Source organism: Bradyrhizobium sp. SZCCHNRI3043, from assembly GCF_032377735.1.
Classification (GTDB): domain Bacteria; phylum Pseudomonadota; class Alphaproteobacteria; order Rhizobiales; family Xanthobacteraceae; genus Bradyrhizobium.
In genome coordinates, this window is sequence record NZ_JAUHID010000001.1 from 851,145 (window position 1) to 871,530 (window position 20,386).

The window sequence follows — 20,386 nt, forward strand, 5'->3', positions numbered from 1 at the left end:
GGCAACGTGTTTGCAACGCCCGCTGCTACTCCGCCGCCGTGTCGGTGACGATGCCGCCGATGTTCTGCCAGTGGGCGCCGTCGAACTGGATCATCTGCAACTGCTTGTTGACGCGATAGTCCGTCGGCGAGGTCGTGATGCTGATGCCGGGCAGCAGCATGCCGAGCTCGACACGGTTGAGGTTAGTGGCCTGCTTCAGCACGTTCTCTCGCGTCAGCTCGTCGCCGCACTGCTTCAGCACCTGGACCAGGAGCTCAGCGGTGATGTAGCCATAGACGTTGAAGTTCGAGCCCTTGTCGCCGTCGGGATAGTATTTCTCCATGAAGGCGAGATAGCGCTGCACGCCGGGGTCGTTCTTGAAGCCCTCCTCGAGCGGGTCCTTGACGTAGCCGACGCTGATAAGGCCCTTGGCATTCTCGAGCCCGGCGGGCTTCAGGGTGGCGCCCATCGAATTGGCGTTGATGTCGACGATGTGGACCGGCTTCCAGCCGAGCTCGGCGACCTTCTTGATGGCCTGCGCCGCCTGCTTCGGCGTCGAGGCACTGAACAGCAGATCGGCGCCGGCGTCCTTCAGCTTCAGGATGTGAGAATCGATCGTCGGCTCGGTGATCTCGTACGACGATTCGGCCACGATCATCTTGGCGGCCTTGTCGCCGAGCCCGGCCTTCAGGCCGGCGAGATAGTCGCGGCCGAGATCGTCGTTCTGGTAGAGCACGCCGATCTTGGCGTCGGGATGGGTCTTGAGGATGTACTGGCCGTAGATGCGGCCTTCGACGACGTAGCTCGGATTGAAGCCCATCGTCCAAGGAAAGTTCTTGGGGTCGGTGAAGCGCGAGGCGCCGGTGGCCGCGAACAGCTGCGGCACCTTCTTCGTGTTGAGATATTTCTGCACGGCGACGTTCGGCGCGGTGCCGATGATCTGGAACGTCAAGAGCACCTCGTCGCTCTCGACCAGCTTGCGCACCTGCTCGACCGTCTTCGGCGGCGAGTAGGCGTCGTCATACTGGATCAGGTTGATCTTGCGGCCGTTCACGCCGCCCTGGTCGTTGATCATCTTCATATAGGCGGCCTGCGCCTTGCCGATGGTGGCATAGGCCGACGCCGGGCCGCTCAGCGGCACGGTCTGCCCGACCTTGATCTCGCTGTCGCTGGCGCCGGTATCGTACTTCTTCTCGGCGGCCAACGCCGGCGCGGTTGCCGCGAGCGACAGCAGAGCAAGCGCGGCCAGCGCGGTGGTCCCAATCCTCATCACATCCACTCCCTGAATATCTTTTGTGAAACTCACTCGGCCTTGATGGCGGCGTCGCGGATGACTGCGCTCCACTTCTTGGTTTCGTCGGCGATGAACTGGCCGAATGCTGCAGCGTCGCGCGGCTGCGGATCGAGCCCCTGGGCGAGCAGCTTCTGCTTCACCTCGGGGGCTGCGAGATCGGCGAGAATCTCGCTCGACAGCCGGTCGACGATGGGCTGCGGCGTCGCGCCCGGCGCCATGAAGCCGTACCAGCCCGACGCGACCACGTTCGGCAGGCCCTGCTCGCGCAGGGGCGGCGCCTGCGGATAGATCGCGCTGGGCTCGGTGGCGGCGACGCCGAGCACGCGGAACTGGCCGGCCTGGATGTAGGGCAGCGCGGTGCTGATCGCGGTCAGCGTTGCATCGACGCGGCCGGCGAGCAGCTCGGTGTAGGCCATCGAGTCGCCGCGGAAGGGAATGTTGAGGCCGGTCACCTTGGCGTCGCGGAACAGCAGCTCGGCCGCGAGATGCGGCTGCGAGCCGGCACCCGGCGAGGCGAAGGTCAGGCCCTCGGGCTTGGACCTGCCGTAGGCGATGAGCTCGGCCAGCGTCTTGAACGGCGCGTTGGCGCTGATCATCAGGAAGATCGGCGCAACGACCGTGCCGGCCACGGGGCGCAAGTCCTTCACCGGATCGTAGGTCAGCTTGCCGAACAGCGCTTCGGCGGTGACGTAGGGCGCGGCGGCGTAGAGCAGGGTGTAGCCGTCGGGTGCGGCGCGGGCGACGAGGTCGTTGGCGATGCGGCTGCCGGCGCCCGGCTTGTTCTCGATGATGAACTGCTGGCCGAGGTGATGTTCGAACTCCGCCGCCAGAAGGCGCAGCGAGATGTCGCTGGCGCCGCCGGCGCCATAGGGACAGATCAGCCGCACCATGCGGGTCGGCCACTCGGCCTCGGCTCGTGCACGATGGCCGTAGCCCAGCGCCAGCGCGGCCCCTGCACCGAGCAGGCCGCGGCGCGTCATCGTCGGTTGTCTCATCGCGCGTCTCCCTGTCTGCTGCATCCCTTGTCCGGGCTGCTCCGACGCGTTCTTCGCCGCGCCTTGTCGTCTTTGCTCGCGCCGCGTCAGATCACCTTCCTGCGGGCGAGATCGTCCATCTCCTGGTCTGATAGTCCGAGCCAGCCCTGGTAGATCTCGCGGTTGTCCTGGCCGACGTCGCCGGCGGCATGGCGCAGCGTGGCGGGATCGTTGCCAAAGCGCGGCACGACGTTCGACATCGCCACCGAGCCGAAATCGCGGTCGGGCACGCGCGTGATCATCTCGCGCGCGATCGCCTGCGGATCAGTCGCGATCTGGTCGATCGCGTAGATCGGCGCGATCGTTCCCTTGGCCGCGGTGAAGCGGGCGACGACATCATCCAGGTCATGCGCGGCGCACCAGGCGGCGAAGATCGCGTTGAGTTCGGCCGCATGCGTCACCCGCGACGCGTTGTCGGCGAAGCGTGGATCGTCGATCAGGTCGGGACGATCGATCGCGCGACAATTGGCGGCGTAGAGCGCGTTGGTCGAGCCGGCGAGCGTCACCCAGCGATCGTCGCGGGTGCGATAGACCGCGGCCGGCGCCGAGTAGCCGTTGGCATTGCCGATCCGGCTGCGGCTGAAGCCGAGCTGATCGTGCTCGACCGGCAGCACGTCGAGCAGCCGGAACACCGCCTCCGTCAGCGCCAGGTCGATCTCCTCGCCCGGCGCCTCGGGATCAACAGCCCGCTTCCACAACGCTGCCAGCACGCCGAGTGCGCCGAACGTGCCGCCGATGGCATCGCCGATCGGATAGCCCGGATGGGTCGGCTCGCCCTCGGCCTCGCCGGTGATGTAGGTGAGCCCGCCCATCGCCTCGAAGATGCGGGCAAAGCCCGGACGGTCGCGGTAAGGCCCGTCCTGGCCGAACGCGGTGGCGCGCAGGATGACGAGGCGCGGCTGGATCGACCACAGCACCTCTTTCGTCAGCCCCCAGCGGTCGAGCGTGCCCGGGCGGAAGTTCTCGATCAGGACGTCGAAGCGCGGCAGCAGCCGCTTGAACAGCGCGAGCCCCTCCGGCGTGCGCAGGTCGAGCGTCGCGAGGCTCTTGTTGCGGTTGGCGGTCTTCCACCACAGCGGCTTGCCGTCCTTGAACGGCGGAAAGGTGCGGACAGCGTCGCCATGGCCCGGTATCTCGATCTTCAGAACCTCGGCGCCGTAGTCGGCGAGCAGCGTCGCCGCGAACGGTGCGGCGATGATCGTCGCGATGTCCAGAACGCGCAAACCCTGGAGTGGCCCGGCCATGTCGTGATGCACCTGTCTCAGCCGGCTTCGGCCGCAAGCGCCGGCTCCGGCGCGCGCCTGATGATCTCGGGCTCGGCTTCGTTGATGAGCGCCCGGATGCTGGCGGCGAGCGCCGTGATGCGCGGACCGATCTCGGCCTCGAGCTGACCCGGCTGCAGCCGGAAAGCGGGAATGCCGCAATTGATCGCGAAGGCGCGGCCGGAGCTGTTCGCGTAATGCAGCGGCGCAGCGACGGCGTGAATCGCGGGCATGTATTCGCCGACACAGGTGCAGAAGCCGCGCTCGGCACATTGCGTGATGCCGTCGAAATAGAGCGTGCGGAAGCTGGCCCATTGCTTGGCATCGTCGGCGGCGAGCTGCGCGTCGAAGCGCGCGGCTTCGGCTGGAGGCAGGATCGCGGCCGCCGCGCGTCCCATCGCGGTCGCGACCACGGTGATCGGCATGCCGATGTCGGGAACGTGCGGCCCGACATCGCCGGAGCGCGCCGTCTCGACATAAACCACGGCGTTGCCGTCGAGCAGGCCGATCGAGACGGTGCCGCGCACGCTGGCGGCAAAATCCTGCATCAACGGCCGTGCGAGCTGCCGGAACGGCATGTCGGCGAGCAGCGGATGCGCCATCCGCAGCGCGCGGACACCAAGGCGATATTTCGCGAGGTCCTGGTCGAAGGAGAGATAGCCGAGCTCGGTGAGCGTGTGGGTCAGCCGGGCGACCGTAGGCCGCGGAATTCCGGTGCGCACCGATATGTCCATGTTTCCGAGCACGGGAGATTCCGTCCCGAACGCCTCCAGCACGATGAGGCCCTTGGCCAGCGTGGTGGCAAAGGCGGCGTCGCCGGCGCTGTCGGCCAGCATCGTTTCGAGGGCGCGATTGCGGACGGCGAGGGCGGATCGTGGTGGTGCGGGCATGCGGCGGAGAATGATCCAGGAATTTCGGAGAGTCCATATATTTGTAGATGTAATGATTACACGTCCACTATGTGGACAAATGTCGGACGTGCGGTGGCCACGCGCGATGCTCGCCCGATCGTGGCTTGTGACGCGGGTGGAGGCCCGCTACCGGTGCCGCCTCAACGTCCGGGAGGCCAATCGATGTCGACATCAGTCAAGCAGATGCTGGAAGCCGCCAACGCCGCGGTTCCGAAGATCACGCCGGCCGAGGCGCAGGCCATGATCGCCAAGGGCAACACCCTCATCGTCGACGTGCGCGATGCGCCGGAGGTCGAGAAGAGCGGCAAGATTGCCGGCGCCGTGCACGTTTCGCGCGGCATGCTCGAATTCCGCGCCGATCCGGACTCGCCCTATCACGACAAGAATTTCGCCAAGGACAAGAGCGTGATCCTGTATTGCGCCTCGGGCGGCCGCTCGGCGCTGTCGGGCAAGACGCTGAAGGATCTCGGCTACGACAAGGTGTTCAACGTCGGCGCGTTCAAGGACTGGGCCGAGAATGGCGGCGGGGTGGAGAAGCCGATCGAGCCGGGGATGTGAGCGTGCCCAGCTGATTGGTGCGGCGGTCGCAGCGCCAACCACCGCCGTCATTGCGAGCGAAGCGAAGCAATCCAGGGCTACGCAAGGACTCTGGATTGCTTCGGCGCTACGCGCCTCGCAATGACCTGCTGCGAAGGCAGGGCTTACTTCGCGATCTTGCTCCACAGCCAGCGCGCCACCGCCTGCGGCGAGGACTGTGCATCACTACCGGAAGCGCGCAGATTGGCCTGCTGCATGGTCGCGATGTCGATGCGGCCGAGCAGCGGCCGTAACGCATCCTGCAATGCGTGGTCCTCGGCGCGCTTCGGCGACAGCAGCAGGATCGCGTCGTAAGGCGGGATCGCCTGCTTGGGATCGTCGAGCACGACGAGGTCGTGTTTCGCGATCAGCCCGTCGCTGGTGTAGCCGGCGATGACGTCGACCTCGCCGGACGCGACTGCCGCATACATGAAGTCCGGCTGCATCTGGCGCTGGGCGCGGAAGGCGAGACCATAGGCGTCGCGCAGGGCCGCCCATTCCGGGCGCGAGAAGAACTCGTAGTCGCCGGCGATCGACATCTCGGAGGCATGTCGCGCGAGGTCGGCGATCGAGCGGATGCCGAGGGCTTCCGCCTTCTTGCGCGGCATCACCAGCGCATAGGCGTTCTCGAAGCCGAGCTCGCCGAGCAGGGTGACCTTGTCCTTGGCGAGATCCTGCTTCAACGCATCGAGCAGTGCGACGCGCGGCAGCTGCTCCGTGTGGTGGAACTGGTTCGCCCACAGCGTGCCGGAATACTCGACATAGAGATCGATATCGCCGCTCTTGAGCGCACCATAGATGACGCTGGAGCCGAGGCCGGCGCGGGATGTGGCCGTGAGGCCCGCCGCCTGCAGCCGCTCGCCGAGCAGCGCCGACAGCACATATTGTTCGGTGAAGGTCTTGGCGCCGATCACGTAGCGCGCGGACGTGCCGGCGAGCGAGGGCAGCAGGCTGGCGCCGACCATCAGCGCGATCGTCGCGGTGCCGAGGCCCACGCGGGCGCGGTTGCGCGTGCGCAAGCCATGCTCGATCAGCGCTAGCAACTGATCGACCGCAAGCGCCAGCACCGCGGCGGCGACGCAGCCGAACACGACCAGCACCCAGTTCTGGGTCTGCAATCCGGCAAAGATGTAGTTGCCGAGCGAGGTCTGGCCGATCGGCGTCGACAAGGTCGCGGTGCCGATCACCCACACCGCCGCGGTGCGGATGCCGGCCATGATGACCGGCAGCGCCAGCGGCAGCTCCACCATCGTCAGCGCCTGGCGCTCGGTCATGCCGACGCCCTTGGCTGCCTCGATCAGGCTGGCGTCGACGCCGTTCAGCCCGGTGATGGTGTTGCGCAACACGGGCAACATCGAATACAGCGCCAGCGCCAGCATGGCCGGCAGGAAGCCGAAGGCCGAGAACGACAGGCCGAACCAGCGCAAGCTCAGTGCCGCCAGCGCCAGCAGCAGCGGATAGAACAGCGCCAGCAGCGCCAGTCCCGGCACCGTCTGCACCACGCTGGCGACGCCGAGCAGCAGATTGCGCAGGGCAGGGCGATTGCGCGCGACGAGCGCGAGCGGGAAGCTGATGGCGAGACCGAGCGCGAGCGCCGCGATGCTGACGCGCAGATGGCTGCCGAGATAGTCGGCGAGATGCGACAGCGCCTCGGCGAAGCGTGGATCCGACAGGACGCTCATGCCGCCCCGCTGTCGGGCAGCAGCGCCACCAGCCGCGCCGCCTGCCGCCGCGGCGTCGTCATCAGCTCCGTCACGTAGGGTTCGCGGCTGGCCGCGAGCTCGGCCGGCGTGCCGACCTCGACGAGGCGTCCGCCGCGCATCACCGCGATGCGGTCGGCGAGCAGCAGCGCCTCGGTGATGTCATGCGTGATCATGATCGTGGTCAGCGCGAGCTTGTCGTGCAGCGCGCGATAGTCGCCGCCGAGCGCATCGCGCGTCAGCGGATCGAGCGCGCCGAACGGCTCGTCCATCAGCACGATGCGCGGCCGCGCCGCGAGCGCGCGGGCGACGCCGACACGCTGGCGCTGGCCGCCGGATAGCGCGTGCGGCAGCCGGTCGCGATGCGCCTTGCGGTCGAGCTGGACGAGGTCGAGCAGCTCGTCGACGCGCGTGGCGATCTCGGCCGGCGGGGTCCCCAGCAGCCTGGGGGTGATGCCGATATTGGCGGCAACCGTCATGTGCGGAAACAGCGCCCCGTTCTGGAACACATTGCCAACCCGGCGACGCAGGCTGACAGGATCGAGGCCGGCGATATCCTCGCCGGCAATCCGGATTGTGCCGCCGTCCAGCTCGATCAGGCGGTTGGTCAGCCGCAGCAGCGTGGTCTTGCCCGAGCCGGAGCCGCCCACGATTGCCAGGAACTCACCCTCGGCGATCTCCAGCGATACGCCGTCGACCGCGGTCACGGCGCCTGCCGCGCCGGGGAAACTCTTGCGGACATTGGCATAGACGATGAACGGCGTGCGCTGCATGCGGCCTTGTGGAACGGTTGGCCTTGGGCTCAGGCAGAACACCTAGCACGTCCGGCCGCCGCGTTGAACTTCGCCCCGCGAGCGGCTAAGCCGTCCCGGCCATTCTCGGGGGAGGAACTTGGACGTGACGATGCCCACGGCCGCCGCGGTCGCGCTGGAGCGAACGACGGTGGCATTCCGTCTCGCCGGCGGACGCACCTACACCGCCGTCGAGACGGCGGATCTCAGCGTCGCCGACGGCGAGTTCGTCGCCATCGTCGGGCCGACCGGCTGCGGCAAATCCACCCTTCTCAACGTGGCGGCGGGCCTGCTGAAGCCGGCGGCCGGCCACGTGCGGATCTTCGGCCAGCCTCTGGCCGGCCTCAATCGCGACGCCGGCTACCTGTTCCAGGCCGATGCGCTGTTCCCATGGAAGACCGCGCTGGAGAACGTCGCGATCGGGCTCGAGGTCGCGGGCACGCCGTCGAAGGATGCGGCCGCCAAGGCGCAGCAATGGCTGACCTCGGTCGGCCTCGGCGCATTCGGCAACCGCTATCCGCACATGCTGTCGGGCGGCCAGCGCAAGCGCGTCGGCCTTGCCCAGGTGCTGATCCGCAATCCGCGTATCATCCTGATGGACGAGCCGTTCGGGCCGCTGGACGCGCAGACGCGGCAGATCATGGGCAATTTGCTGCTCGATCTCTGGAATGCCGACCGCAAGGCGGTGCTGTTCGTGACCCATGACCTGGAGGAGGCGATCGCGCTCGCCGACCGCGTCGTCATCATGTCGGCCGGCCCCGCCTCGCGCATCATCGGCGACTGGCGCGTCACGCTGCCGCGCCCGCGCGACATCTTCGAGGTGCGCATGAAGCACGAGTTCCACGAGCTGCACCGCGAGATCTGGCAGACGCTGAAGGCCGAGGTCGAGAAGACCTACAAGCAGGCGGAGGCAGTGTGACGGGGCGTTTGCAGGGCTTGAGTTGTCGCGCGCTTCCTTCTCGGCCACGGCGGTGCGCTCCCTCCCCCCTTGCGGGGGAGGGTTGGGGTGGGGGGTACCCAGCAAAGATTGGTGCTCGTGGCACCCCCACCCCCAACCCCTCCCCGCAAGGGGGAGGGGAGCAGAGCGGCGTGAGAGGCTTCACCTTCGTACCCACCACACCGCATGGAGCAGCGTGATGTCGCGTCTCGGTCTGCTCGCGCTGCAATTGCTCGTCGCGATCATCGCGATTGCGCTGTGGCAACTGCTCGCCACCGTGCCGGTGTTTGGACGCATCTGGCTTCCGCCATTCTTCTTCTCCAACCCGGTCGACGTGTTCGCGCAGGTCGTCAAATGGTTCGCCACCGGCGCGATCTGGAAGCACCTCGCGATCACGCTGTGGGAGTCGATCCTGGCGTTCGCGATCGGCTCGCTCGGCGGCGTGCTGGTCGGCTTCTGGTTCGCGCGCAAGCCGCTGGTGGCCGCGGTGTTCGACCCCTACGTCAAGATGGCCAACGCGCTGCCGCGTGTCGTGTTGGCGCCGATCTTCACGCTGTGGCTCGGCCTCGGCATCTGGTCCAAGGTCGCGCTCGGCGTGACCCTGGTGTTCTTCATCGTGTTCTTCAACGTCTACCAAGGCGTCAAGGAGGTCTCGACCGTCGTGCGCGACAATGCCCGCATGCTCGGCATGAGCGAGCGGCAGCTGATGCGCCACGTCTATTGGCCGTCGGCGCTGTCGTGGATGTTTTCGTCGCTGCACACGTCGGTCGGCTTCGCCGTCGTCGGCGCTGTCGTCGGCGAATATCTCGGCTCCGCGGCCGGCCTCGGCTATCTGATCCAGCAGGCCGAGGGCATCTTCGACGTTGCCGGCGTGTTCGCCGGCATGTTCGTGCTGTCGGCGTTCGTCATCCTGATCGACATCTGTGTCACGCTGGTGGAGCGTCGGCTGCTGGTGTGGCGCCCGGATGCGGCGGATGGGCGATGATGGGCGCGGTGCCGCGCCACCCACCATTGTCGTCCCGGCGAATGCGGGGACCCATAACCACAGGACGTCGTTTGTGGCACGCGCGATGACCAGTCTTCTCCAACCGCGACATCACGCGGTATGGGTCCCGGCGTTCGCCGGGACGACAGCGGCAATTCGGGGCGGCCTTCTCATTCACAGCACACACGCCTAATCTGACCGATAACATGAACGGAGGAAATCAATGAAAAAGATGTTGGGCCAGGTCACCGGCGCGCTGCTCGCGCTGACGCTGAGCACGGGGCTGGCCGCGGCGGCCACCAAGGTCACGATCGCAATCGGGGGCGGCGCCTGCCTGTGCTATCTGCCGACCGTGCTGGCCAAGCAGCTCGGCGAATATGAGAAGGCCGGGCTCGAGGTCGAGCTGGTCGACCTCAAGGGCGGCTCGGATGCGCTGAAGGCCGTGCTCGGCGGCAGCGCCGACGTCGTCTCCGGCTATTTCGATCACTGCGTCAATCTCGCGGCCAAGAAGCAGGAGATGCAGTCCTTCGTCGTCTACGACCGCTATCCCGGCCTCGTGCTGGTGGTGGCGCCGTCGCACAACAAGGAGATCAGCTCGGTCAAGGATCTCGCCGGCAAGAAGGTCGGCGTCAGCGCGCCGGGCTCCTCGACCGACTTCTTCCTGAAATACATGCTGAAGAAGAACGGCCTCGATCCGTCGGGCACGGCCGTGATCGGCGTCGGTCTCGGCGCGACCGCCGTGGCCGCGATGGAGCAGGGCCAGATCGATGCGGCCGTGATGCTCGATCCCTCGGTCACCGTGCTGCAGGGCAAGCATCCGTATCTCAAGATCCTCAGCGATACCCGCACCCAGCACGATACGCTGGAGGTGTTCGGCGGCGAATATCCCGGCGGCGCGCTGTACTCGACGGCGGCCTGGATTGCCGGCCATGACAAGGAGACGCAGGCGCTGACCAACGCCATCGTGGCGACGCTGGGCTGGATCCATTCGCATACGCCGGAGGAGATCATGGCGAAGATGCCGGAGGAGCTGGTCGGCAAGGACAAGGCGCTCTATCTCGCGGCGCTGAAGAACACCATCCCGATGTACTCGCAGACCGGCAAGATGGACCCGAAGGGCGCCGACGCCGTGCTCGCGGTGTTCAGCACCGGTTCGCCCGACGTTGCCAAGGCCAATGTCGACGTCAGCAAGACCTTCACCAACAAGTTCGTCGAACAGGCGAAGGGGGCGAAATAGCGGATGACGGACGTCGTCATCCACCGCGTCACCACGCTCGACCTCAAGGTCGAGCCGTGGGAGTGGCCGTTCGCGAAACAGCGCCGCGACGACATCGCGGCGCATTTCGCCGAATGCCGGCGCGCCAAGCCGGGCCTGTGGAACGGCCGCGTGCTGCTAGGGCGCAACCCGCGCTTCGCGGACGGCCTGTTCGAAGCGAGCTATTTCGAGACCGATTTCGCCAGCCTGCTGGCGTGGCGCGACTGGGGCTTTCCGGATCGCACCGCCTTCAACGGCTTCGGCATGGGCGCGCTGCGTGCCGCCGACGGCGCCTTCGTGCTCGGCGAGATGGGCGTGCATACCGCCAATGCCGGCCGGCTGTATTTTCCCGCCGGCACGCCGGATCTCGCCGACGTCAACAACGGCGTGCTCGATCTCGCCGCCAACGTCGCGCGGGAGGTCGAGGAGGAGACCGGGCTCGCGCCATCGGACTATCAGGCCGCGGCGCATTGGGACTGTGTCGTGACCGGCGCGTCGATCGCGCTGATGCGCGTGCTCGACGCCTCCGACATGGGCGAGGCTCTGCAGCGCCGCATCGAGGCCAATCTCGCGGCCCAGGACGAGCCGGAACTCTGCTCGATCCGGCTGGTTCGAAGCAGGAGCGATCTGACTGCGGCGATGCCGCGCTTCGTGACCGCCTTCCTCGAAACGCAATTCAGCCCCGGAGAGCCGTCCTCATGAGCAAGAAACCGCGCACGCTGGCCGATGAGCTCGATGGTTTCATCTCGCCGTTCCGGATCGATGGCGGGCACAGATTTCACCTCAAATCGCACAAGACCAAGGTCAAAGGCGGTCTCGATAAGGAGCAGGGCGAGGCGATCATCGAGCAGAACCGCCAGCGCCTCTCCGATTTCCAGGAGAAACTGTACGCACAGGACCGCTGGTCGGTGCTGGTGCTGCTGCAGGGCATGGATGCATCGGGCAAGGACAGCGCCATCAAGAGCATCTTCGAGGGCGTCAATCCGCAGGGCTGCGAGGTCACCTCGTTCAAGCAGCCGACTTCGAAGGAGCTCGATCACGATTTCATGTGGCGCAGCGCCATCGCGCTCCCCGAGCGCGGCCGCATCGGCATCTTCAACCGTTCCTACTACGAGGAATGCCTGGTCACGCGCGTGCATCCGGAGATCCTCAAGGCCGAGAAGCTGCCCCCGAGGCTCGTCACCAAGAACATCTGGCGCGAGCGCTTCGAGGACATCTCCGCTTTCGAGCGTTACTTGTCGCGCAACGGCACCGTGATCCTGAAGTTCTTCCTCAACATCTCCAAGGAGGAGCAGCGCGCGCGCTTTCTCGACCGGCTGGAGGAGCCGGCGAAGAACTGGAAGTTCTCGATGGGGGACATCACCGAGCGCGCCAAGTGGCCCCGCTACCAGGCGGTCTATCAGGACATCGTGCGCCACACCTCGACGCCCTATGCGCCGTGGCATGTCGTTCCGGCCGACCACAAATGGTTCGCCCGTGTCGTCATCGGCTCGACCATCGTCGCCGCGCTGGAAAGCCTGGATCTGCATTTTCCGCGCGTCGATGCCGCCTCGCGCGAGGAGTTCAAGGCGGTGCGGAAGGCGCTGGAGAGCGAAGGCAAGGGCGGCAAGAAGGGCGGCGGCTGAGACGCGAAGCCAAAGCCGCAATCACCCGGCATTGCCTCACGCCGCGCCGGCCTGCCGCCGGTCGGCGTCGCCCGCCACCAGGAATCGACGCTCGAAATCGGTGGCCGGCATCGGCTTGCCGAAGTGATAGCCCTGTCCCTGCTCGCAGCCGAGCCGCAGCAGGAACTCCGCCGTCGCCTCGTTCTCGATGCCCTCGGCGATCACGGACAGGCCGAGCTGTTTGCTGAGGCTGACCGTCGAGCCGACGATGGCCGCGTCGTCGGCCTGGGTCAGCACGTCACGCACGAAGGAGCGGTCGATCTTCAGGCCATCGAGCGGGAATTTCTTCAGGTAGCTCAGGCTGGCATAGCCGGTGCCGAAATCGTCGAACACCAGGCTGACGCCGAGCGCCTGCAGCCGGTTGAACGTCTGCAGCACGCCGGGTTCGTCGTGCAGCAGGATGTCCTCGGTGACTTCGAGCTCGAGCAGGCGCGGCGACAGGCCGGTCGACGTGAGCAGCTTGCTGACGAAGGCGGCGAGGTCGCCGGACTGGAACTGGGACGGCGACAGGTTGACGCCGACGCGGATGTCGTGGCCGGCGAGCTGCCATTGCCGCGCCTGCCGGCAGGCGGTGGCCATGACCCAGGTCGCAACCGCCTCGGACAGATGCGAGGTGTTGACGACCGGAATGAAATCACCGGGAGGCACGAGGCCGCGCGTCGGATGACGCCAACGGATCAGCGCCTCGGCGCCGATCACGCGGCCGTTCAACAGCTCCACTTGCGGCTGGTAGAACAGCTCGAATTCGTTCCGCTCGACGGCGAGCGCAAGCTCGGCCTCCAGCGTCAATCGCTGCTCGAGCTCGCGGCGGATGGCGCTCTCGAAGAGCACATGGCTGCCCGGCCGGTCCATCTTGGCGCGACAGAGGGCGAGGTGCGCGTTGCTGAGCAACTCGTCTGCCGAGTGCCCGCCCTCGGGATGCACCGCGACGCCGAGGGTGACCTTGACGCGCTGCTGACGCGTGCCCGCGTCCAGCGGCGCCTCGAACAGCTGCGACAGATGGTCGGCGAGCTCGGCCACGGTACCGCCGATGGCGGAGCAGGGAATGGCGACGGCGAACTCGTCGCCGCTGAGCCGGGCGACGCGGCCCATGTTGCCGATCTCGGTGCGGAGCCGCTCGGCCGCCGCGCGCAAGACGCTGTCGCCGAAGGCGTGGCCGAGCATGTCGTTGATGCGCTGGAACGCATCGAGCCCGATCACCAGCAGCGCCACGCGGTCGGACGCGGCATCCGCGGTCTCGATCATGGCGGCGAGCTCGCTCTGCAGCGTGTTGCGGTTGATCAGCGCGGTCAGCGTGTCGTGCTCGGCGAGGTAGCGGATGCGCTCGGCCTCGCGCTTGCGCACCGAAATGTCGCGCAGGATCACGCCGTATTGCAGGCCGTCGGCGCCCTGCCAGGCGGAGAAGCTCGCCTCGACCGGAAACACCTCGCCGTCCTTGCGGCGGCCGTCGAACTCGATCGTGGATCCGCCGGGCATCAACGTCGCCGGCAGCGCCGCCTCCTGCTGCGGAAACAGGTCATGCGTGTCGCTGCCGTCGGCGCGCAGGCGCGCGAAGGGCTGGCCGATGATCTCGTCGGCACCGTAGCCGAAGATCGCGACGGCGCCCGGATTCCACACCGTGATCCGCCGGTCCCGGTCGGTGCAGACAAGCCCGTCGCCGATCGACATCGCGATTCGCTCGAAGCGGCTCTCGGCAACGTGCCGTAGCAGGCCGCGGAAGCCGATCTCGTCGAGGGCCGTTGCCGCGAGATAGGCGACCAGCGCGATCTGCAGCAGCGAGGTGTCGAGCACCAGGGCATAGCGGTCGTGCAGCAGCAGCGCCGCGGCCTCGATCAGGACGCTGATCATGGCGATCAGCAGCGCGCGCCGCGCCGCCGAGAGCTGCCGCCAGCTCGCCAGCATGATGATGACGATCAGCAGCAGGCCGGCCATGGTGGCCGTCGTCGATGTCGAGAGCAGGGTGCGGTGCTGAATGATGGACTCGGCCGCCAGCGCCTGCAGCATGACGCCGGGCAGAACGCGGCCGTTCGGAACGCTGTAGTAGTCACCGAGCTCGATGGCGGTCGCGCCGACGATCACCCGCTTGTCCTTGAGCCTGGCCAGCGCCGCCGCGTCGCCGCGGACGACGTCGACATACGACACGCGCGGCAGGGACGATGGATCGATGCCGTAGTCGACCAGGAACGAGCTGTGCTTGACCGCATCGCTTCCGGCGAGGAACGCTCCCATGGACTGCAGGTAGGTCTTCGCGCCGCCGGTCTCATCATTTTCGCCGAAAGCGTAGCTTCTGACGCGACCGTCGCGTGCCACCTCGATGTTCACGAAGGCCGACCATGCGAGCTGCTCGAACTGGGGCAGCGGTCGGTTGAGGTGAATGGCGGTTTCCTTCCCCGCCGCATCGAGCTGCCTGAAGACCGGCAGCACGACCGAGCTCTTGGCATTCTGCAACGCGTTCAGGAAGGCCTGATCGCCGGCCGCGTCGGACGGCGTGCTGAAATCGACGTCGAAGGCGACGTCGCGGACACCGGCGCGCTGCAACTGCTCCAGCAGGTGCGCATACTGGGTCCGCGGCCACGGCCAAACGCCGATGGCTTCGATCGAGCGCGGGTCGATCGCGACCACCGCGATCTCGCCGCTGGCAGGGCGGTTGTCGAGGCGGAAGCGCAGATCGACGAGAGCTTGGCTCAACAGCTCGTGGCCGCCTGACAGGCCGACCGTCAGCAGCGCAACGACCACCAGAATATGCGGCATGAACCGCCTGAACATGCCCTCTCCCCAATGACTGCGTGCCACGTCGACGCCCGCTTTCGCGATCCCAATCTCATCCCATTCCGAGCGCAGAGCCATCAGGAACCCTGCTGGCCTGCGCTCCCCCACGACCACGCATGCCGGCGTGAAGCTCGATGGCGATCCTCAGTTCTTGTTGTGACCGTAGGCGTGGGCATTGCCGTTGCCGTGGCTGCCATTGCCATGGTCGCCGCTATTGCCGTTGCCGCTACCGCTGTTTCCGTTGCCGCCGTTACCGTTGCCGCCGTTACCGTTGCCGCTGTTACCGTTGCCGCTGTTTCCGTTACCGCCGTTGCCGTTACCGTTGTTGCTGTGGCCGTTGTTGCCGTGGCCGTTGTTGCCGTTGCCACTGCCGCCATTGTTGTTGCCGTTGCCGCCGTTGCCATTGCTGGCGGCATTGGCGCTGGCGGAGCCGCTCGGTGAGCCGATCGCTGCGGTGACGGCGGCTGCGATCGAGGAATCTCCCGACGTGCCGCTCGCGGTGGCCGAGTTGCTCGTCGCATTGCCGCCGTTGCCGCGCGCGTCATTCCAGGCGGTGCTTCGTCCTGCACCGGCGCTCGGCGTGTGGGCGCCATGGGCGAGGCCGCGCGTCGCCTTCTGGATGTTCAGGTTGACCTCGCCGATCGATGACGAGATCCGCACGACACCCGGCTTCGTGCCGCCGAGGCCCGTTGCAGAATGCTGCTGTGCGACGACCGTTGCGCCCGAGCCGTTGGCGTTCAGTGCGTGGATCACGCTCCCCTTCGCTTCGCGCGGCGGATGCAGGCCGTCGCGCGGCACCGGAACGCGATCGATCGTGGAGGCGCGCGGGCGACCGTGCTCGATCGGGCTGAAGGTGCCGGCGCCGGACAGGCTGAGGCCGGAGCGGCCGGTCGCAAAGGCGGTGGCGGCCTGGCCGGGCATCACCTGGGCGATCTGGCCGGTCTTGAAATCCGACACCTGCACCTGGCCGCGGCTGACCTCGACCTTGGTGCTGCGGCCTGAGATCGTGACGCTGAACTGCGTGCCCTTCACGACGGCGGCGAGATAGGGCGTCTCGACCTCGAAATGTTGGACATTGCGCTTCTCGACGTCGAGCAGGATCGAGCCGGCGCGCTGCAGGATGGTCGTCGCCATGCCGTCCTTGGGCGCGGCGGGCAGGCCGACTTCGGAGTTCGGCGCGATGACGATCGTCTCGGCGCCGCGTGTCAGCCGGACGCGGCCGGTCGGCCCGGTGCGGATCGTATCGCCTGGCTTCAGCGGGTCCTCGCGACCGAGCGACACCTGCGCTGCGCCCTGGGTGGTGACCCAGACCTCACCGGACGATTTGCTCACCAGCCACGGCTCACCGTCGGCCGCGAATGCGGCCGGCGTTGCACCGAAAAGGCACGCGGCGACTAACGCCGGTATCAGGAAGCGCTTGAAGGACATGGCACGAACTCGCGTCGTTGGCGGCTTTTGAAACTAATCGAAATGTTTCAAGAGACCCTTAGGAGTTGCAGCCGTGTTTGCTTCCCGCATTTACGCTTCATTGACCTTAACAAACTAAAAACGAGGCATGCGCGCTGGTTGTGTTGAGCGAACTGGAAGGGCTGCGGGTTGGCGCGACAGGGCCATCATACCGCACGCCTCGCGACGGCTGCATGGAGCCGCGCTTGCCGCCGGCATTTCGCTGTCGGCGGCGCTGTTTGCAGCGACGGCCCACGCGCAGCAGGTCAGCCAACCGAGCTTCGATCCGCGGCAGACCGAGCGATATTTCGACGAGCAGCAGTCGCGCTCAACGCAACCGGTACCGCCGCGGCCGCGGGCGCCGCAATTCGCGACCCAGGGCGGCGGCGATCGCAAGCCCTTGTTTACCATGCGCGCCGTCACCCTGACGGGGGCGTCCGCGCTGCCTGCCGAGCAGCTCGCCGCGAGCTATCAGCCCTATCTCGGCAAGCCGGTGTCGCAGGCCGACCTCGCTGCGATCGCGACAGCGATCAGCGATCAGTATCGCGCCGCCGGCTATCATCTCAGCCGTGCGATCATCCCGCCGCAGGACATCCGCGATGGCCGGGTGCGGATCCAGATCGTCGAAGGCAGCATCACCGAAGTGGCCTTGAAGGGCGCCGGCGCGGAAGAGTTCGGCATCAGGCCGATGCTTGGCCCCGTGCTGGCGGAGCAGCCGTCCCGGCTCGAGACCCTGGAGCGGCAGTTGCTGCTGATCAACGGCCGCGGCGGCGTCCGTCTGGTTGATTCCTCCTTGGAAGAGATCGGCGGCACCACCGGCCGGTTCCGCCTGGTGATCGAGCTGCAGACCTGGCACGTCTACGGCTTTACCGGGATCGACAATCTCGGCTCGTCGACGGTGGGCCCGTGGCAGAGCTATGCCACCGCCGCCTTCAACTCCTATCTGCTGCCGGGCGACACGCTCACGGCCAACATGTCGACAACTCCCGGCGATCCGCGCCAACTCGCGTTCGGGCGACTGTCCTACGACGTGCCGGTCGGCACCGACGGGGCGCATATCGGCGCTTCCGCGCTGTATAGCGAGGTGCGACCGGGCGACTGGAGACGGCTGTTCAACGACAACACCGTGACCGAGACGCTCGAGCTGCGCGGCGGCCTCGCGCCGATCCAGTCGCAGCGCGCCTCGCTGAAGCTCAATCTCGCGGCCGCCTTCAGCGACGTGACCGAGCGCGACCTGTTCGGCATCTGGTATCGCGATCGCATCCGGACGCTGACCTTCACCGCCGACTACCGCTGGAAGGATGATGTCGGCGGCGACAGCTACCTGACACTGGCCTACCGGCAGGGCCTGAACGCGTTCGGGGCGACGCGGCTCGACGATCCACTCGCCTCGCGCGCGGGCGCCTCGCCGAGCTTCTCGGTCTTCAACGGCTGGTTCGCGCGCTATCAGACCTTGTCCGAGGCGTGGTCGCTGAAGCTCGCCGCCGCCGGCCAGCTTGCGTCGGGTCCGCTGTACAATTCGCAGCAGTTCTATCTTGGCGGCCTCGCCTATGGCCGCGGCTATGGCAGCGCCGAGATCAGCGGCGACAATGGCGTCGCCGGCACGTTCGAGGTCCGCTTCGAGCAGAAGCCGAACTGGCAGTATCTCACGAGCTATCAGCTCTACGGCTTCTTCGATGCCGGGCTCGCCTGGAACGATGGCTTCCGGCCGTCCGACGGCGTGGCGCTGACCTCGGCGGGCGCCGGGGTGCGCTTTACCTTCCCGAACGACTGGCGCGCCGATCTCGGCGTCGCCGTGCCGCTCAGCTACCGCGCACCCGACAATTCGACGCGCAGCGCGCGTCTGCTGTTGACGCTGTCGAGCGTGCTGAAGCTGTGCCCGCAGCGCGGCCAGGGCCCCTGCATCTGAGGCCCTCGGCGGCGGTCAGACCGGCTTGCCGGAGCCGTGGAACAGCCGGCCCTTCTCGGTAATCAGCACGATGACGAGCGCGCTCGACGTGCAGGCCAGGAAGCCCGCGGCGAAGGGCAGCGCGGTGCCGTCGAAGGCCTGGCCGACGATGGCGCCGGCGGCCATGCCGAGCAGGGTCGTGATCGAGCCGTAGAGCGAGGACGCGGTGCCGGCATTCGCCCGCTGCGGCTCCATCGCCAGGGCGGTGAAGTTCGCGAACATCAGGCCGAACGTAAACATCATGCCGGCCGACAGCAGCATGAACAGCCACAGCGGCAGCATGCCGAGAATCGCCGCGCTGAAGCAAGCCAGCGCGATGACGACACTGCCGACCAGCGCGCCGTGCGAGATCATGCGCATGCCGAGCCGTCCGACGAGGCGGGCATTGAGGAAGCCGGCCACCGCAATGGTCACCGCGATCGCGGCGAAGGCGAGCGGGAAGTAGTGGCCGAGATGATAGACGCCGGTGAATAGCTGCTGCGAGGACAGGACATAGCCGAGGATGGCGCCGAAGATGCCGCTGGCCGCGAGCGCATAGCCCAGCGTCTGGCGGTTGGTGAGGGTGTTGCGGAAGGCGGCGGTGATCGCGGCGATCGAGAACGGCTTGCGCTCGCTCTCGGGCAGCGTCTCGGGCAGCCGCACCGCGGTCCACAGCAGCGCGACGATGCCGTACAAGGTCAGCACCACGAAGATGCCACGCCACTGCGTCAGCAGCATCACCGCCTGCCCGAACGACGGTGCGATCACGGGGATGGCGATGAACACCATCATCGCCAGCGAGACCACGCTCGCCATGCGGCGGCCGGCATAGCAGTCGCGCACGATCGAGGTCGCAATCACGCGCGTCGCCGCGGTGCCGAGGCCTTCCAGCGCGCGCGCCAGCAGCAGCAGCTCGAACGACGGGGCAGCGATCGCGAACAGGCTGGCGACCGCATACAGCACCATGCCGCCGATCAGCACCGGGCGCCGACCGAAGCTGTCGGACAGTGGGCCGATGACGAACTGACCGAGGCCGAAGCCGATCACGAACGCCGACAGCACGGTCTGCAGCCGGTTGGCGACGTCGATGTGGAAGGAGGCGCCGATGTTCGGCAGCGCCGGCAGCATCATGTCCATCGCCAGCGGATTGAGCGCCATGATCGCGGCGACCACGATGACGAATTCGGTGAAGCCCATCGGCCGGTGACGGACGATCTCGATGGTGTCGGCACTGGTATCAGCCAAGGCGCGGGCCTTCCATGGTGTAGGGAAATGCGGAAATGGGCACCCATACGTATCGGCTTTGCTGCGTCGCACAAGGCGTGTTTCGGAATGGCTGGTCACCGGCGCCGGCCGTTGGCGCGATTGTGACCCGCCGTGACCCTCTGAAAATTGCGCCAGCGTCGACGCGATGGTAACGGCCGTGTGATCGACGTCCGGATCCAGGCCAGCATGAAGACCTACAAGATCGTCGTCTATGTCCCGGAAGCGGCGGGTGACGCCGTGCGCCACGCGATGGGCGAGGCCGGCGCCGGCCGCATCGGCAATTACGACCACTGTTCGTTTACCGCGAAGGGCGTGGGCCGGTTTCGTCCGCTGGCAGGCGCCAATCCAACCATCGGCGCGGTCGGCCAGCTCGAGACGGTCGAGGAGGAGCGCATCGAGACCGTCTGCGCCGAGGACCGGCTGAAGGCCGTGCTACAGGCGATCCGCGCTGCGCATCCCTATGAGGAGCCGGCGATCGACGTCTACCCGATCGAGGTGGTTGCGTTGCGATCCGCCGACAGTGCTTGATCTCATTGAAGACCCGTTCGACTTTGTTGCGTCCCCTGTCATTTCAGCGTCGATTTCGCGCT

At 67.0% G+C, this 20,386-nt stretch carries 17 protein-coding genes; 8 read left to right on the top strand and 9 right to left on the bottom strand.

Annotated elements, in window-relative coordinates; genetic code table 11:
- Positions 1 to 25: 25 nt before the first annotated feature.
- From QX124_RS03955 to QX124_RS03970, 4 genes are all read right to left on the bottom strand, one after another.
- Positions 26 to 1,249 carry an ABC transporter substrate-binding protein gene (locus tag QX124_RS03955; RefSeq protein ID WP_315796370.1) on the bottom strand — a complete coding sequence of 408 codons (1,224 nt, stop codon included), beginning with the start codon at positions 1,247 to 1,249 and terminating at the stop codon, positions 26 to 28.
- Positions 1,250 to 1,281: 32 nt separating this feature from the next.
- Positions 1,282 to 2,268: a tripartite tricarboxylate transporter substrate binding protein gene (locus QX124_RS03960; RefSeq protein WP_315796372.1), complete on the bottom strand. Its 987-nt coding sequence runs from the start codon at positions 2,266 to 2,268 to the stop codon at positions 1,282 to 1,284.
- Positions 2,269 to 2,354: 86 nt separating this feature from the next.
- Positions 2,355 to 3,551, bottom strand: a complete 1,197-nt coding sequence (locus QX124_RS03965; protein WP_315796373.1) for a CoA transferase — start codon at positions 3,549 to 3,551, stop codon at positions 2,355 to 2,357.
- A 17-nt stretch (positions 3,552 to 3,568) separates the two neighbouring features.
- The gene (locus QX124_RS03970) at positions 3,569 to 4,459 is read right to left on the bottom strand and encodes an IclR family transcriptional regulator (protein ID WP_315778662.1); all 891 of its coding nucleotides are present in this window, start codon (positions 4,457 to 4,459) and stop codon (positions 3,569 to 3,571) included.
- A gap of 183 nt (positions 4,460 to 4,642) precedes the next feature.
- Here QX124_RS03970 and QX124_RS03975 point away from each other — a divergent pair, with 183 nt between their 5' ends.
- Positions 4,643 to 5,038, top strand: coding sequence for a rhodanese-like domain-containing protein (locus QX124_RS03975; protein WP_315796374.1), 396 nt, complete (start codon positions 4,643 to 4,645; stop codon positions 5,036 to 5,038).
- Between the two features lie 143 nt (positions 5,039 to 5,181).
- Here the strand turns inward: QX124_RS03975 and QX124_RS03980 are convergent, their stop codons facing one another.
- Together QX124_RS03980 and QX124_RS03985 are read right to left on the bottom strand one after the other, a co-directional pair.
- On the bottom strand, positions 5,182 to 6,738 hold the full coding sequence (locus QX124_RS03980; protein ID WP_315796375.1) for a glycine betaine ABC transporter substrate-binding protein: 1,557 nt from the start codon (positions 6,736 to 6,738) through the stop codon (positions 5,182 to 5,184).
- Positions 6,735 to 7,529 carry an ATP-binding cassette domain-containing protein gene (locus QX124_RS03985; RefSeq protein ID WP_315771665.1) on the bottom strand — a complete coding sequence of 265 codons (795 nt, stop codon included), beginning with the start codon at positions 7,527 to 7,529 and terminating at the stop codon, positions 6,735 to 6,737. Before QX124_RS03985 ends, QX124_RS03980 begins: the two co-directional genes overlap by 4 nt.
- 130 nt (positions 7,530 to 7,659) lie before the next feature.
- Between QX124_RS03985 and QX124_RS03990 the strand changes: the two genes are divergently transcribed.
- The 5 genes from QX124_RS03990 (at position 7,660) to QX124_RS04010 (ending at position 12,349) form a co-directional block, all read left to right on the top strand.
- Positions 7,660 to 8,466 carry an ABC transporter ATP-binding protein gene (locus QX124_RS03990; protein ID WP_409997663.1) on the top strand — a complete coding sequence of 269 codons (807 nt, stop codon included), beginning with the start codon at positions 7,660 to 7,662 and terminating at the stop codon, positions 8,464 to 8,466.
- Between the two features lie 217 nt (positions 8,467 to 8,683).
- A complete protein-coding gene (locus QX124_RS03995; RefSeq protein WP_315756344.1) occupies positions 8,684 to 9,469 on the top strand; it encodes an ABC transporter permease in 786 nt (261 codons plus the stop codon).
- 223 nt (positions 9,470 to 9,692) lie between these two features.
- Positions 9,693 to 10,706: an ABC transporter substrate-binding protein gene (locus QX124_RS04000; RefSeq protein ID WP_315796377.1), complete on the top strand. Its 1,014-nt coding sequence runs from the start codon at positions 9,693 to 9,695 to the stop codon at positions 10,704 to 10,706.
- 3 nt (positions 10,707 to 10,709) lie between these two features.
- Entirely contained in the window at positions 10,710 to 11,426 is a 717-nt protein-coding gene (locus tag QX124_RS04005) for an NUDIX hydrolase (RefSeq protein WP_315796379.1), read from the top strand.
- On the top strand, positions 11,423 to 12,349 hold the full coding sequence (locus QX124_RS04010; protein WP_315796381.1) for a polyphosphate kinase 2 family protein: 927 nt from the start codon (positions 11,423 to 11,425) through the stop codon (positions 12,347 to 12,349). The genes QX124_RS04005 and QX124_RS04010 overlap by 4 nt, the downstream gene beginning before the upstream one ends.
- A 36-nt stretch (positions 12,350 to 12,385) precedes the next feature.
- Here QX124_RS04010 and QX124_RS04015 read toward each other — a convergent pair whose 3' ends face one another.
- Together QX124_RS04015 and QX124_RS04020 are read right to left on the bottom strand one after the other, a co-directional pair.
- A complete protein-coding gene (locus QX124_RS04015; RefSeq protein WP_315736919.1) occupies positions 12,386 to 15,154 on the bottom strand; it encodes an EAL domain-containing protein in 2,769 nt (922 codons plus the stop codon).
- A gap of 147 nt (positions 15,155 to 15,301) precedes the next feature.
- Positions 15,302 to 16,585 carry a FecR family protein gene (locus QX124_RS04020; protein ID WP_315796383.1) on the bottom strand — a complete coding sequence of 428 codons (1,284 nt, stop codon included), beginning with the start codon at positions 16,583 to 16,585 and terminating at the stop codon, positions 15,302 to 15,304.
- A 127-nt stretch (positions 16,586 to 16,712) separates the two neighbouring features.
- Between QX124_RS04020 and QX124_RS04025 the strand changes: the two genes are divergently transcribed.
- Entirely contained in the window at positions 16,713 to 18,512 is a 1,800-nt protein-coding gene (locus QX124_RS04025; protein ID WP_315796385.1) for a ShlB/FhaC/HecB family hemolysin secretion/activation protein, read from the top strand.
- Between the two features lie 15 nt (positions 18,513 to 18,527).
- Here the strand turns inward: QX124_RS04025 and QX124_RS04030 are convergent, their stop codons facing one another.
- The gene (locus QX124_RS04030) at positions 18,528 to 19,775 is read right to left on the bottom strand and encodes a multidrug effflux MFS transporter (protein ID WP_315796387.1); all 1,248 of its coding nucleotides are present in this window, start codon (positions 19,773 to 19,775) and stop codon (positions 18,528 to 18,530) included.
- A gap of 207 nt (positions 19,776 to 19,982) precedes the next feature.
- Here QX124_RS04030 and QX124_RS04035 point away from each other — a divergent pair, with 207 nt between their 5' ends.
- Entirely contained in the window at positions 19,983 to 20,324 is a 342-nt protein-coding gene (locus tag QX124_RS04035) for a YqfO family protein (protein ID WP_315736923.1), read from the top strand.
- The last annotated feature ends 62 nt before the right edge of the window (positions 20,325 to 20,386 follow it).